Below are 12,803 nucleotides of genomic sequence, written 5' to 3' on the forward strand. Positions count from 1 at the left end.
AGCCGACAGGATGTTCAACCGACAAGTCCGGGCCCCCGATCAATCGACAGCCTTCTTTTCTCCGCTTTCGCCGTCATGATGCGCCGTGTGGCCGGCCGCTCCATGGTGGAGGTGGGGCCGGGGAACGGGTTCAGGATGTCCGCTACGCTGACCGGGCTGTCGCGCCCCACGGATCTGTCGTTCGAGGATCGGCTGGCTGTCGCCACCCAACTGGCCGTCCGGTTGCTCGAGGCCGGGCTGATCCGGGCGGACCGCTTTCAGGACGCACCGCACGACATCGCCACCTATGGCGAGATCACCAAGGACGGCGAGGAACTCGGTCGCGATCTGGCGCGCTACGAGGCCTGGCAGAGCGGCGAGGCCGTCTGCGCGGCGCTCGACGACTACGGCTCGATGCTGGCCGAGCGGCTCGAGGCGGTGCAGGCGCGCTGGGCCTTCGACAACGACATCCGGCAGCGCTTCCGGATCGGCGATCGCGTCGTCTGGCCGAAGGTGCTCGGCCAGGACAATTCAGGCATCGTCACCGGCATCGAGCCCGGCGCGCGCTACAGCGTCATGCATGATCGCGCCGCCGCCAGCGGCTCGCCGCTGCGTCATCTGGTCAATTTCGAGGACTGCCGCGCCGAGGGCGAACCGGCGCCGCGCCGCCGCACGCCGACCGACAGTTTGCCGGGCAAGATCCTCGCCGCCGCTTCCGCCTGGCTGACGGTCGAGGCGATGCATTTCACCGCCGCGATCCACCTCATCCTGCCCTGAAGGCGGCCGCCGCACGGCCGGCCCGCCAGCCCTCCGGCAGCTATTCCGGTGACCGGGCCGAACCACGTCGCCCGGTCGCGGCGTTTTCGCCCGGCAACCGGAAATAGGCGATCTCCGCGCTTTTCGCTCCTCGAGAAGTATGCCAAGAGAACAAACGGATGGATGTGGCGTGGGGCGTCAGGATCGATCGCAGGCAGGCGTTCCCGGCGCTTCTGAGGAGGCGCCAGCGGGGCGCAGGTCTGTCTCCGAGCTTGTGCCCGGTCGCAGCCAAACGACGCGCCCTGTCTCACGTTCTAAGGAAATGCCGGTATGTGCACAGCGCTTATCTACCAGGATGCCAATGGCAAGCCCTATCTCGGCCGTACGCTGGAGCTGACGCTCGATCTTCCCTACCAGGTGGTCTACCTCCCCGCCGGCTTCCCCGTTCGGTCCGAGATCGAGGGTCATCCGGCGCTGGAGTACAAGACCGCGCATGCGCTGCTGTCCATCACGATGCCCGTGCGCATTCCAACGGCTGCGGCGCCGATGCAGATCGCCGATCTGAAGGTATTGGAAGGCCTCAACGACAAGGGCCTGACCTTCAGCTTGCTGTCCTATCCGGCCGCCGCCGGCCACCAGTCGCTGGAAGCGACGCGCGCCGTGCTGTCGGCCTCCGATCTCGGTTCCTGGATCCTCGGCTCGTTCGCGACCGCCGCCGAGGTGAAGGCGGCGCTCGCCGCGCAGCCGGTCAGCCTGGTGCCGCTCGCGGTGCTCGGCGGAGTCGAATCGCCCTTCCACTACATCGTCAACGACGCGTCGGGCGGCTCGATCGTCATCGAATTCAATCGCGGCGCCATGACGGTCTACGACAATCCGGTCCGCGTCATGACCAACGGGCCCGAATTCCCCTGGCACCTGACCAATCTCGCCAATTACAGCTTCCTCACCAATGTCGACAAGTCGACCGGCAGCTTCGGCACCTTCAAGGTGGGCCAGCCGGATTCCGGCATCGCCACCGCGGGTCTGCCGGCGTCCAACACCTCGGTCGGCCGCTTCGTCCGCGCCGCCTTCTATGCGAACTATGCCGAGAAGGCGAAGACGCCCGATCGCGCGCTGCTGACCCTCGCCCATGTCATGAACAATTTCGACCGGCCGCGCGACATCACCATCGACTATCCGCAGGATGGCGGCAGCCACATGGAAGTCGCGGGTCTGTCGGATCCGAACGCCCAGGAATACGCGACCGAGTTCACCTGCTGGACCAGCCTCACCGACCTCGAGCGCGGCCAGTTCCTGATCCGCGGCTATGACGACATCAACTTCACCCGCCTCGATCTGACGGCGCTCGCCAGTGTCGGAGAGCCCAAGGTGCTGCCGCTCGCCAAGCTGAGCGGCGCTGCGCCGGACGCGACCGGCCTGCTCAAGGGCGTCGCCGCCTGAGTGTGAGACTAGGAGACGGGCGTCCCGGAACGGGATCCGGCGTCCGTCTCCCGCGTTACCGTGCCTTTTCGCGGAGCGGACGGCTCGGCACGATGCCCAGCACCAGGGCGCAGCCGGCGATGATCACGGCCGCGCCGACGAGTTGGACTAGGGTGAGCGTTTCCCCGAGCAGGCCCGCGCCGATCAGCACCGCGAAGACGGTGACGACGAATTCGACGCTGATCGTGCGGGTCGCGCCGATCCGCCCGAGCAGCCAGAAATAGGTGACATAGGTCACGGCGCTCATCACGCCGCCGAGCAGCAGCAGATAGGCATAGTCGACCGGTCCCGGCACGCCGGGCACCGGCACGGCCGGCAGCAGCGGCAAGGCCAGCAGCCCGCCGGCGAAGAACGACCCGATCGTCACCTCCAGGGCGCCGGTGTAGCGCAGATGACGGTTGGCGTAGTTGCTGCCGAAGGCGGCGCAGAAGGCGCTGGCGAGCGCTGCCGCGCAGCCGAGCACGAAGCCGGGCGTCACCGGCACGGCCGGGAAGCCGACCAGCAGCACGATGCCGGCGAAGCCGAGCACCAGGCCGGCGACGCTGCGGCCGCTCATCCGCTCATTGCCCCACACCCGGCCGATCACCATCGAGAACAGCGGGATCGAGGCGACGCAGATCGCCGCCATCGCCGTGCCGATCCGGGGCGTCGCGAAGGAGAGGCCGATCAGTTGCCCCGCCACAGTGGTCGCGCCGACGACGGCGAAAGGACGCCAGCCGGCCGCGAAGCGGAGCCGCCTTCCGGTCGCCCAGGCGACGACCAGCAGCACGCCGCTGGCGATGAAGGCGCGGAAGGCGACGGCGCCGACCCAGCCGAAGGCGTGCACCACCTTGAGCAGGATCAGGAAGGAGAACCCCCAGGTTACGGCCAGGAACAGATAGGCGAAAAGTTCGGAGGGCTTCATGGCGCGGGGGGAACCGGTTGGCGAGGGGAGGCGCTGGCCCGACGCGTACGAACCGGGCGATCGTCCGCCGCCATTCTCGGTCGCCGGACGGGCGAAGGTATAGCGACCGCCGGCCGCCAACCGCAAGGATGCCGCGCGGCGTCCGTCCGCCGCGGATCGACGCACGGCCGCGCGCCGGATCGCTGATCCCAGCGAGCTCCGGGCCGCGCCGGGGTTCCCGACGCTTGGGGGATCCGGCAGCCGGAGGTAGCACGAGGCGGTCCTAGCTTTCCGTGTCGCCTCGGCTATGGTCCGGCGCAGATGGAATTCTGGGGAGGATCCAAGACGTGACTGCCGCGACATCCAACGCCGACGAACTGACGCGACTGGCGTTCGAGCACTGCCTGTTTCCGGTCATCGACCAGGAAACCGTCCGGCGCGAAGGGCCGCGCATCTATGTGAAGGGCGAGGGCATCGAGCTCACCGACCTGGCCGGCAACACCATGCTGGACATGATGGGCTCGCACACCCGCGCCAATTCGCTCGGCTACGGCAATCGCGAGATCGCCCAGGCGGTGTTCGACCAGATGAGCGCGGTGCACTATGTCGGCACCACCAGCCATTTCGCCGAGCCGACCATCCGGCTCGCGGCCAGCCTGGCCGAACTGACGCCCGGATCGCTGAAGCGGGTCGCCTTCACCTCGGGTGGTTCGGAATCGGTAGAGACGGCGCTGAAGCTCGCCAAGCAATACCAGCGCGAGAGCGGGAACAAGCCGCGCGCCTACAAGACGATTTCGCGCTGGAACGCCTATCACGGCTCCAGCATGGGGGCGCTGTCGGTCACCGACTGGCTGGCGGTCCGCGAGATCTTCGAGCCGCGCGTGCCCGGGCACAGCTTCATCCCGAACCCCACCCGCTACCGCAATCCGTTTGGCATGGAGGAGGAGGCCTATTTCGAGCTCTGCGCCACCTATCTCGAGCGCGAGATCGAATTGCAGGGCCCGGATACCGTCGCCGCCTTCATCGGCGAGCCGGTGATGCAGGCGAACGGTGTCCAGGTGCCGAGCCGGCACTATTGGCAGCGCGTGCGCGAGATCTGCGACAAGCACGGCGTGCTCTTGATCGCCGACGAGGTGATCACCGGCTTCGGCCGCACCGGCACATGGTTCGCCTGCGAGCATTTCGGGCTGGAACCGGACATCCTGACCATGGCCAAGGCGCTCAGCGGCGGCTATGCGCCGATCGGCGCCGTCATCACCACCGACGCGATCGCCGACGCGATCCCGATGCTGCGCCATGTCCATACCTTCGCCGGCCACGCCAGTGCCGCGGCAGCGGCCAATGCGGCGATCGCCATCAAGCGTCGCGACGGGCTGGTCGATGCCGCCCGAGACAATGGCGCCTATTTTGGCGCCGAGCTGGCGGCGGCGCTTGAAAACCATCCGATCGTCGGACAGGTGCGCGGCCTCGGCCTCTGGCATTGCGTCGACTTCACCGCCGATCGCGCCAGCAAGGCGAAGTTCGAGGATGACACGGTGTCGGTGATCGTCGAGAGCATGCGCGCGCATGGCGTGCTCGCCTGCCGGATCGGTACGGCGCTCGAAATGTCGCCGCCCTTGATCACGACGCGGTCGCAGCTCGACACCGCCGTCGAGGTCTGCGCCCGCGCCGTCCACGAAGTGGCGCGCGAGCGCGGTCTCGCCTGACGGGTCCGACGTCGCCTGGCGCCCTCGCGGGCGTCAGGCGGGTTTCGCGTTGCGCAGCCGGCGGAACAGGATCGGCAGCGCGATGACGATGATCAGCAACATGCCGGTGAAGATCGACATCACGATGCCCGGCACGTTGAGCAGGCCGAGCCCGAAGGTCATCAGCCCCATGATGAAGGCGGCGATCACCACGCCGAGGATGCCGCCGGCGCCACCGAGGATGCTGACGCCGCCGAGCACCACCATGGTGATCACCTCGAGCTCCCAGCCCTGGGCGATCGCCGGCCGGGTCGAGCCGAGCCGCGAGGTCAGCAGCACGGCGGCGATGCCCGACATCAGCCCGGTCAGGCAGAACAGGACGAACTTGATCTGCCCGACGCGCAATCCCGAGAACTGCGCGGCAACGTGATTGTTGCCGATGGCGAAGATCCGGCGGCCGAAGCTGGTCTTGTGCAGCACGAAGAAGTAGATCGCCGCGGTGACCAGGAAGAGGGCCAGCTCGAACGAGATGACCCACCACACATAGCCCTGGCCGAAGAAGCCGAAGCTGCTCGGATAGCCCTTGTAGACGCCGTCACCGAGGATGATGAAGCTGATGCCGCGGAACAGGCTCATCGTGCCGATGGTGACGACGATCGAGGGCAGGCCGAGCCGGGTGACCAGAAGGCCGTTGAAGGCGCCGCAGAGCAGGCCCGTGCCGATGCCGATGGCGACGAGACCCGGCGTGCCGACGCCGTATTGCACGGCCATTCCCATCAGCGTCGAGCTGAGCGCGATGATCGACGCGACCGAGAGGTCGATCTCGCCGCTGATGATCAGCAGCGCCATGGCCAGCGCGATCAGCGCCTTCTCGGTGAAGTTGAAGGTTAGGTCGGACAGGCTCCAGGCGTCTAGGAAGTAGGGCGAGGCGAGGCTGTTGGCGATGAAGATCGCGACGGCGACGGCGAGCAGCAGCATTTCCCAGGAGAGCAGGCGCGCCCGCAGCGGGCTGCCGAGCCGGTCGGGAATGCGACGCGGCGCGGTGTCGTTGGAAGTCAGCTCGCTCATGCCGCGTGCTCCGCCTGCTTGAGAATGATGCGGCCGCGCTTGCGCTCGGTGCGGGCGTTGAAGATCACGGCAAGCAAGATGGCGAGGCCTGAGATCGCCATCTGCCAGAAGGGCGAGATGTTGACCACCGGCAGCGCGTTGTTGACGACGCCGAGGAAGATCGCGCCGAGTACGGCGCCGGCGACCGAGCCGATGCCGCCGGCGATCGAGATGCCGCCGATCACGCAGGCGGCGATGATGGTCAGCTCGAAGCCGCCGGCCACGTCGACATAGGCGACCGCGTAGCGGGCGATCCACAGATAGCCGGCGACGCCGGACACCATTCCCGACACGCAGAAGGCGATGAAGCGGGTCCGGCCGACGTCGATGCCGACATAGGTGGCGGCGGTCGGGTTGATGCCGGTCGCATAGAAGGAGCGGCCGAGTGGCGTGCGCGTCATCAGCAGGTAGAACAGCCCGACGACGAGGATGGCGAACCAGCTCAGCAGCGAGATGCCGCCGAAGCTGCCGCGCGGCAGCGCCTTGAAGGCGTCGGTCATCTGGTGCGCGTTGACCCACGAGCCGCCGGCGATGACGAAGATCATGCCGCGATAGATGGTCAGCGTGCCGAGCGTCACCACGATCGGCGGAATGTTGAGCTTCCAGACCAGAAGGCCGTTGAAGGCGCCGAGCAGCGTGCCGAACACGGCGGCCGTCAGCACCAGCACCGGAATCGGCAGGCCGGGAAACGCGATGTTGAGCAGCGCCACCACCATGCCGCTCAGCGCGAGGTTGGCCGCCATGGAGAGGTCGATCGAGCGGGTGAGGATCACCACCATCTGGCCGAGCGCCAGCATGATCAGGATCGAGGTGTCGTTGAGGATGTTGGCGAGGCTGGCGGGCTGGATGAAGCCCGGCGAGCGGAGCGACACCAGCCACATGGCGGCGACGATGACCGCGAGGAGCCAGAACTCGCGCTGTTTCAGCAGCGCTTTCATGCCTCGTCTCCCCGGATGCCGGCGGCGGCGCTGACGAGCGCCTCGGCCGAAAGGTTCTTGTTGTCCAGCAGCGTGACCATGCGGCCCTCCCGCATCACCACAATACGATCCGACATGCCCATCACCTCGGGCAGTTCGGAGGAAACCATGATCACCGCCAGGCCCTGCGCGACCAGTTCGCCCATGAACTGGTGCACGGCGGCCTTGGAACCGATGTCGATGCCCTTGGTCGGCTCATCGAGGATGATCACCTTCGGCCCGGTCGCCAGCCATTTGGCGATCACGACCTTCTGCTGGTTGCCGCCCGACAGCGTGCCGACGTCCTGGCTCAGCGACGAGGCGCGCAGATCCAGCCGCTCGGTATAGGCGCGGGCGAGGTCGAACTCCTCCTTCAGCCGCAGGACGCCATGGCGGCTGGTGCGCTTCAGCGACGGCAGCGACACGTTCTCGAAGATCGGAAGGCCGAGCACGACGCCCTGCTTGCCGCGTTCCTCGGGCACATAGACGATGCCAGCGTCGACGGCGTCGGCCGGCGAGCGCGGGGCAATCACCTGTCCGTCGAGCTCGATGCTGCCGCGCGAGGTCCGGGTGAGGCCGAACAAGGCCTGCATCACCTCGCTGCGACCGGCGCCGACCAGGCCGTAGAAGCCAAGGATCTCGCCGCGCCGAAGCTCGAAGCGGATGCCGTCGAACTCGGTCGGATGGCTGAGGTCGTCGACCTTCAGCACCACATCGCCCGGTGTCGCCGCATGCTTGGGATAGATCTGGTCGACCGAGCGGCCGACCATCATCTTGACGATCTCGGCCTGCGGCGTCTCCGGCAGCGGGCCGGCGCCGACCCTCTGGCCGTCGCGGAAGACGGCGTAGCGGTCGGCGATGCGGTAGATCTCGTCGAACTTGTGGCTGATGAACAGGATGCCCTTGCCGTCGGCCTTCAGCATCTCGATCAGCGTGAACAGCTCGCCGATCTCCTTGTAGGAGAGGGCGGCGGTCGGCTCGTCCATGATGACGATGCGCGCATCGATCGACAGCGCGCGGGCGACGCCGACCAGGTGCTTGTTGGCGATCGACAGTTCCTTGAGCCGCGTATCGGGCGAGATGTGCCCGGCGCCCATGGCGCCCAGGACTTCACGGGCGCGACGGCGCAGGGCGCGCCAGTCGATGAAACCGAGCCGGGTGCGCGGCGCATGGCCGAGGAAGATGTTCTCCGCCACCGAGATCTCGTCGAACAGCACGGTCTCCTGGTGGATGGCCGTGATGCCCTGCAGCGCCGCGCGGTGCGGCGAGCCGAGCTCGACCGGCGTCCCGTCGATGGCGATCTCGCCGGCGTCCGGCTGGTAGATGCCGGTCAGGATCTTCACCAGCGTCGATTTGCCGGCGCCGTTCTCGCCGATCAGCGCGGTGACCTGGCCCGGATAGATCTCCAGGCTGACCTGGTCGAGGGCGCGCACGCCGGGGAAACTCTTGGAGATCCCGCGCAGCGTCAGGAGCGGCGCGACGGCTGGGTGCGACGCGGATGCATCGTCGGACTTGGCGACGTCTGTCATGGGCGGTCTTCTATCGGAGCGGCATAAAAAAAGGCCGCCGGCAGCGTGCCGGCGGGCCCCAGGATGGTGTCGGCCTCAGAATATCGACGAGAACTGGTCGATGTTCGAAGCGTCATAGGTGAACGGGTCGCTCATCGCTGCCGAGCGGTTGTCGTCCAGCGTGATCTTGCCGACGCGGCCGATCGAGATCTCGGCGCCCGGCTCGGCCTTGGCGTTGCCCTTGATCAGGTTGTTGGCGATCATGGTGGCCGAATAGCCGAGGTCGATCGGGTTCCAGATCGCGAAGGACTTCGACGCGCCCGACTTGATGTGCGCGGCCATTTCGGACGGCAGGGCGAGACCCGTGACGTTGATCTTGCCGATCTTGCCGGCGTCGGTCACGGCCTGGGCCGCAGCGACGATGCCGACCGTGGTCGGAGCCGAGATGGCGGCGAGGTCCGGATGGGTCGAGATCAGGCCCTGGGCTTCGCGATAGGACTTATCGAACAGGTCGTCGCCATAGACGGTCGCCACGACTTCAACGCCGGGGAAATCGCCGTAATGCGTCTTGGCTGCCGCCAGCCAGGCATTCTGGTTGGTGGCGGTCGCGGTGCCCGACAGGAAGGCGATCTTGCCCTTGCCGTCCGGCAGATGGTCGGCGGCCAACTTGATGATCGTCTTGCCGATCAGGTCGACCGACGACGGATCGAGCTGCACGTCGCGGCCTTCCGGCGCGACGCCGGAATCGAACGACACGACGACGATACCGCGCTGCTTGGCCTTCTGCAGGGCCGGAACGAGCGCGTCGGGGTCGTTGGCGGAGATGACGATCGCGTCGACCTTCTGGGCGATCAGGGCGTTGATCACCTCGATCTGGCCTTCAGCGGTCGGCTCGGTCGGGCCAGTGAAGATGATGCTGGTGTCGCCGATTTCCTTGGCGGCTTCCTCGGCGCCCTTGCCGGCGGCCACGAAGAAGCCGTTGCCGATGTCCTTGGCAACGACGGCGATGCGGGTCTCGGCGACGCTGGCGGTTACCGTCGAAAGCATCAGGCTGGTGACCAGGGCAGTGCCCAGGCCTAGTGTCTTGATGGGTGTCACGCGTTCCTCCTAACAGGGCGACAGGACTATCAGGCTAACATGTCAATCGCATAAGTCGAGGGTTTCGTTGCGACAACCCATGCTGCTGCACCGATCATTTGGGCCATTATCGGGAGGTGCTGGCGACGGCATTTCCGGCGTCGCGCCGGCCGTGAATCGGTCGGTCGCGAGGCTGTTTTCACCGCGCAAAACACGGGTCGAACCGGCGGAATATCGCCGCCCGAAAGAAGGGCGTTGGCAGGCGTGGCGATTCAGTCCGGCAAGCATTGATCCCTGCCGCTGCCTATGCCAGACAAGATCATTCTTCCTCGTCTGAGAGACTCGCATGGAACGCACGGGCGCGAGCAGGCTAGACCTGCGCAGTGGTGTTAAGATCTACGACAATGACTGGTATATCCGCCACGGCATGGAGCCCGATCAACTGGCCGATCTGCTGGCCGGTTGGAATATCAGCTATGTCATCGCCCAGAGCCGATACTTGCCGATGCAGGATTCGGCGGTACCGAGCCGGGTGACGCCGGCCGATCTGGCGCGCTATGCGACGCTCGACGACGTCGCCGTCCGCAAGGCCCTCGCCGAGCGCGGCATCGGCTATTTCTCCTGCCTCAACATCTGCTTCGATCCCGACTATATCGCCGCCCATCCGGAGCAGCTGCCGATCGACCAGTTCGGCAAGGTCGAGGAAAAGCAGGACTGGTATATCGGCGTGCCGCCGGACCGCGAGGCCAACCTCGCCCACAAGATCGGCCTTCTCGAAAAGGGCGTCGCCGCCCTGACGCCGGACGTCGTGCATCTCGGCTTCATCCGCTGGCCGGGCTTCTGGGAAACCTGGCTGCCGGGCGACAAGCGCGCCGACAAGCCGGAATATTGCTACGCGCCGCAGACGCTCGACCGCTTCGCCAAGGCTTACGGTCTGACGCTTGATACCTCCGATCCGGTCGCCGCCGCCGCGACGATCGCGAAGAGCCATCGCGAGGAATGGACGGCGCACAAATGCGCGACGACCGTCGGTGCGATCCGCAAGATCCGCGAGGCCGTTCGGGCCGTGAAGGGCGATGTCGAGATCTCGATCAACACGCTGCCCTTCTTCGCCGATGATTTCGACAATTGCGTCACCGAGGTGTTCGGCCAGGACGTGCGCATGCTGGCCGAGGTCGTCGACGTGTTCGAGGTGATGGCCTATCACCAGATCATGGGTCGCGAGCCGGAATGGCCGGCGAATGTCGCCACCGACATCCGCGCCCGAAGCGGCGCGCGTGCGATCTGCACCGTGCAGGCGAAGGCGCTCTATCTGGAAGGCATGCACGCCGGCCGTGGCCGCAACACTGTGATCGATGGACCAGAATTTGGTCGCATGCTCGACGCGGTCGAGACGAGCCCGGTCGAAGGGCTCTGCGTCTTCACGCTGAATGACCTGATCGAGATGCGCGGAACGTCGGCAGGTGCTCCGATCCTTGATCGCCTGACGCAGTTCCGGCGCTAGGGCCGTTTTCAAGCGAAGCGGACACGGTTCGCTTCAGGAAAAGCGCGACCCAACCAAGACCTGGGGCCGCTCCTTGTTTCCATGAAACGACGAGCGGCTCTATCTTTACGGCCAACCTCAGGAGAGCGGCATGACCTTCGTCTCGGACTACTTCACCTTCATCGACGTGCTGGCGCTGCTGGCGCTGGCCGGTCTCGCCATTGCGAGTTTCGCGCGCAGCGAGCGGGTCTGGCCCGGCATCCTGATGCTGGTCGTGCTGGTTTGGGTCGGCGCGCGCCTGTTCAAGCTGATCTAGTCTGCGCCGAGCCGGAATGCCGCGCGGGTCCGCGCGGCATTCCATTGCGACTATTCCGGCGCGCCCTGGCTGATCGCGGCGAGCAGGCTCGCCCGATCGAGCCCCTCGCGCGGCAGCACTTCCTTGACGCGGCCGCCGACCATGATGGCGACGCGGTGGCTGAGGGCGAGGATCTCGTCGAGATCGTCGGAGATCAGCAGGATCGCCGCGCCTTCCGCCGCGCTCAGCTCGACTAGCTTGTGCAATTCGCCCTTGGCGCCGACATCGACGCCGGCGGTCGGTTGGTCGAGGATCATCGCCTTCGGGCGCGCCGCGACGGCGCGGGCGACCAGCACCTTCTGGGCATTGCCGCCGGAGAGCGTGCCGACGGCGCGCTTGCGGTCCGGCGGGCGGATGCCGAATTTCGCGATCAGGCTCTCGACCAGCGCGCGCTTTTCCCGGGCTCGGATGATGCCGAAGCGGGAGAGGCGAGGGGCGAGCGCCGTCGCTGCCATGTTTTCTTCGATGCTGGAGGCAAGCGCGAGGCCGCTGACCTTGCGGTCTTCCGGCACCATGACGAGGCCGGCATCGGCCGAGCGCTGCGGTGTGCGGCGGGGAAGGTCGCGCCCGGCAAGGCGGATGCGCCCCGAGGCCGCGACATCGCCGATGATCGCCCGCGCCAGGCGCGTCCGGCCGGAACCGATCAGGCCGGCGATGCCGACGATCTCGCCGGCGCCGATCGCGAGGTCGACGGGCGGGCGGCCGGCGACGGCGAGGCCCTCGATCTCGAGCAGCGGCTTGCCGGAGGATGGCCGGGCGGTCGCATTGGCGGTGGCGGCGACGATGTCGTCATGGCCGACCAGGAGACGCGCGAGGTCCGGCACCGAATAGGCGCTGGCCGCGCCTGTCTCGACGATGCGGCCGTCGCGCATGACGGTGACGACGTCGCAGACCTGGCGGATTTCCTCGAGGAAATGGCTGATATAGATGATGCCGACGCCACGGCTCCGCGCCATCTGGCGCATGACGTCGAACAGATGCTCGCGTTCGGCCGGCGCCAGGCGCGCCGTCGGCTCGTCCATGACGAGGATGCGGGCATTCTGCGAGCAGGCGCGGACGATCTCCGTCAGTTGCTGCTCGGCGACGCCGAGCTGGCGGACCGGCGTATCCATCGGCAGGCGGATGCCGACCGCCTCGGCTTCCTCGGCCGAGCGCTTGCGCAGCGCCGAGTGCGAGATCAGGCCGGGCAGCTTGCCGCGGGGATCGCGACCCAGGCCGATATTGTCGGCAACCGACAGATCGGGAATGAGCGAAAAATCCTGGTAGATCATGGCGACGCCCTTGGCGAGCGCCTGCTTCGGCGAGTGGAGGACAACCTCCTCGCCATCGATCCGGATCCGGCCGCCATAATCGGCGAAATTGCCGCCGAGCGTCTTCATTAAGGTGCTCTTGCCGGCCCCGTTGTGGCCGACAAGAGCGTGGATCTGACCCCGTTCAAGCTGGAAGTCGACACCGTGCAGGACGGGACCGGCATTGAAGCTCTTCCGGATTTCCTGCATGTCCAGCAGCATGGTCGGGGTCTCCTTGGTCATGGA

Annotated in this window: 11 protein-coding genes; 5 read left to right on the top strand and 6 right to left on the bottom strand. The window is 66.8% G+C overall.

The features are described 5' to 3' along the window. Positions 1-135 precede the first annotated feature (135 nt). Together G342_RS0107370 and G342_RS0107375 are read left to right on the top strand one after the other, a co-directional pair. The gene (locus G342_RS0107370; RefSeq protein WP_018182477.1) at positions 136-756 is read left to right on the top strand and encodes a hypothetical protein; all 621 of its coding nucleotides are present in this window, start codon (positions 136-138) and stop codon (positions 754-756) included. 309 nt (positions 757-1,065) lie between these two features. After that, a complete protein-coding gene (locus G342_RS0107375) occupies positions 1,066-2,175 on the top strand; it encodes a linear amide C-N hydrolase (RefSeq protein ID WP_018182478.1) in 1,110 nt (369 codons plus the stop codon). Between the two features lie 55 nt (positions 2,176-2,230). Here G342_RS0107375 and G342_RS0107380 read toward each other — a convergent pair whose 3' ends face one another. Then, the gene (locus G342_RS0107380; protein ID WP_026304219.1) at positions 2,231-3,118 is read right to left on the bottom strand and encodes a DMT family transporter; all 888 of its coding nucleotides are present in this window, start codon (positions 3,116-3,118) and stop codon (positions 2,231-2,233) included. Positions 3,119-3,444: 326 nt separating this feature from the next. Here G342_RS0107380 and G342_RS0107385 point away from each other — a divergent pair, with 326 nt between their 5' ends. Further along, the gene (locus G342_RS0107385; RefSeq protein ID WP_018182480.1) at positions 3,445-4,803 is read left to right on the top strand and encodes an aminotransferase family protein; all 1,359 of its coding nucleotides are present in this window, start codon (positions 3,445-3,447) and stop codon (positions 4,801-4,803) included. 33 nt (positions 4,804-4,836) lie between these two features. Here G342_RS0107385 and G342_RS0107390 read toward each other — a convergent pair whose 3' ends face one another. The 4 genes from G342_RS0107390 to rhaS form a co-directional block, all read right to left on the bottom strand. After that, complete coding sequence (locus tag G342_RS0107390; protein WP_018182481.1) at positions 4,837-5,850, bottom strand: ABC transporter permease; 1,014 nt, start codon at positions 5,848-5,850, stop codon at positions 4,837-4,839. Continuing rightward, positions 5,847-6,827: an ABC transporter permease gene (locus G342_RS0107395; protein ID WP_018182482.1), complete on the bottom strand. Its 981-nt coding sequence runs from the start codon at positions 6,825-6,827 to the stop codon at positions 5,847-5,849. The genes G342_RS0107390 and G342_RS0107395 overlap by 4 nt, the downstream gene beginning before the upstream one ends. Beyond that, entirely contained in the window at positions 6,824-8,374 is a 1,551-nt protein-coding gene (locus tag G342_RS0107400) for a sugar ABC transporter ATP-binding protein (RefSeq protein ID WP_018182483.1), read from the bottom strand. Before G342_RS0107400 ends, G342_RS0107395 begins: the two co-directional genes overlap by 4 nt. A 75-nt stretch (positions 8,375-8,449) precedes the next feature. Then, a complete protein-coding gene (gene rhaS / locus G342_RS0107405) occupies positions 8,450-9,451 on the bottom strand; it encodes a rhamnose ABC transporter substrate-binding protein (RefSeq protein ID WP_018182484.1) in 1,002 nt (333 codons plus the stop codon). Positions 9,452-9,776: 325 nt separating this feature from the next. On the opposite strand from rhaS, the gene G342_RS0107410 reads away from it, so the two are divergent. After that, positions 9,777-10,934 carry a hypothetical protein gene (locus G342_RS0107410; protein WP_040878383.1) on the top strand — a complete coding sequence of 386 codons (1,158 nt, stop codon included), beginning with the start codon at positions 9,777-9,779 and terminating at the stop codon, positions 10,932-10,934. 130 nt (positions 10,935-11,064) lie between these two features. Beyond that, positions 11,065-11,229, top strand: a complete 165-nt coding sequence (locus G342_RS25955) for a hypothetical protein (protein ID WP_018182486.1) — start codon at positions 11,065-11,067, stop codon at positions 11,227-11,229. Positions 11,230-11,279: 50 nt separating this feature from the next. Here G342_RS25955 and G342_RS0107420 read toward each other — a convergent pair whose 3' ends face one another. Then, positions 11,280-12,800, bottom strand: a complete 1,521-nt coding sequence (locus tag G342_RS0107420) for a sugar ABC transporter ATP-binding protein (RefSeq protein ID WP_018182487.1) — start codon at positions 12,798-12,800, stop codon at positions 11,280-11,282. Positions 12,801-12,803: the final 3 nt, after the last annotated feature.

The sequence above is a fragment of the Kaistia granuli DSM 23481 genome, assembly GCF_000380505.1.
In the GTDB taxonomy this organism is placed as follows: Bacteria; Pseudomonadota; Alphaproteobacteria; order Rhizobiales; family Kaistiaceae; genus Kaistia; species Kaistia granuli.

What these genes read in the sequence shown, in the direction of transcription:
- G342_RS0107370 (WP_018182477.1), top strand. Translation starts at nt 136, where the DNA reads ATGTCCGCTACGCTGACCGGGCTGTCGCGCCCCACGGATCTGTCGTTC.
- G342_RS0107420 (WP_018182487.1), bottom strand. Translation starts at nt 12,800, where the DNA reads ATGACCAAGGAGACCCCGACCATGCTGCTGGACATGCAGGAAATCCGG.
- G342_RS0107375 (WP_018182478.1), top strand. Translation starts at nt 1,066, where the DNA reads ATGTGCACAGCGCTTATCTACCAGGATGCCAATGGCAAGCCCTATCTC.
- G342_RS25955 (WP_018182486.1), top strand. Translation starts at nt 11,065, where the DNA reads ATGACCTTCGTCTCGGACTACTTCACCTTCATCGACGTGCTGGCGCTG.
- G342_RS0107395 (WP_018182482.1), bottom strand. Translation starts at nt 6,827, where the DNA reads ATGAAAGCGCTGCTGAAACAGCGCGAGTTCTGGCTCCTCGCGGTCATC.
- G342_RS0107390 (WP_018182481.1), bottom strand. Translation starts at nt 5,850, where the DNA reads ATGAGCGAGCTGACTTCCAACGACACCGCGCCGCGTCGCATTCCCGAC.
- G342_RS0107400 (WP_018182483.1), bottom strand. Translation starts at nt 8,374, where the DNA reads ATGACAGACGTCGCCAAGTCCGACGATGCATCCGCGTCGCACCCAGCC.
- G342_RS0107380 (WP_026304219.1), bottom strand. Translation starts at nt 3,118, where the DNA reads ATGAAGCCCTCCGAACTTTTCGCCTATCTGTTCCTGGCCGTAACCTGG.
- G342_RS0107410 (WP_040878383.1), top strand. Translation starts at nt 9,777, where the DNA reads ATGGAACGCACGGGCGCGAGCAGGCTAGACCTGCGCAGTGGTGTTAAG.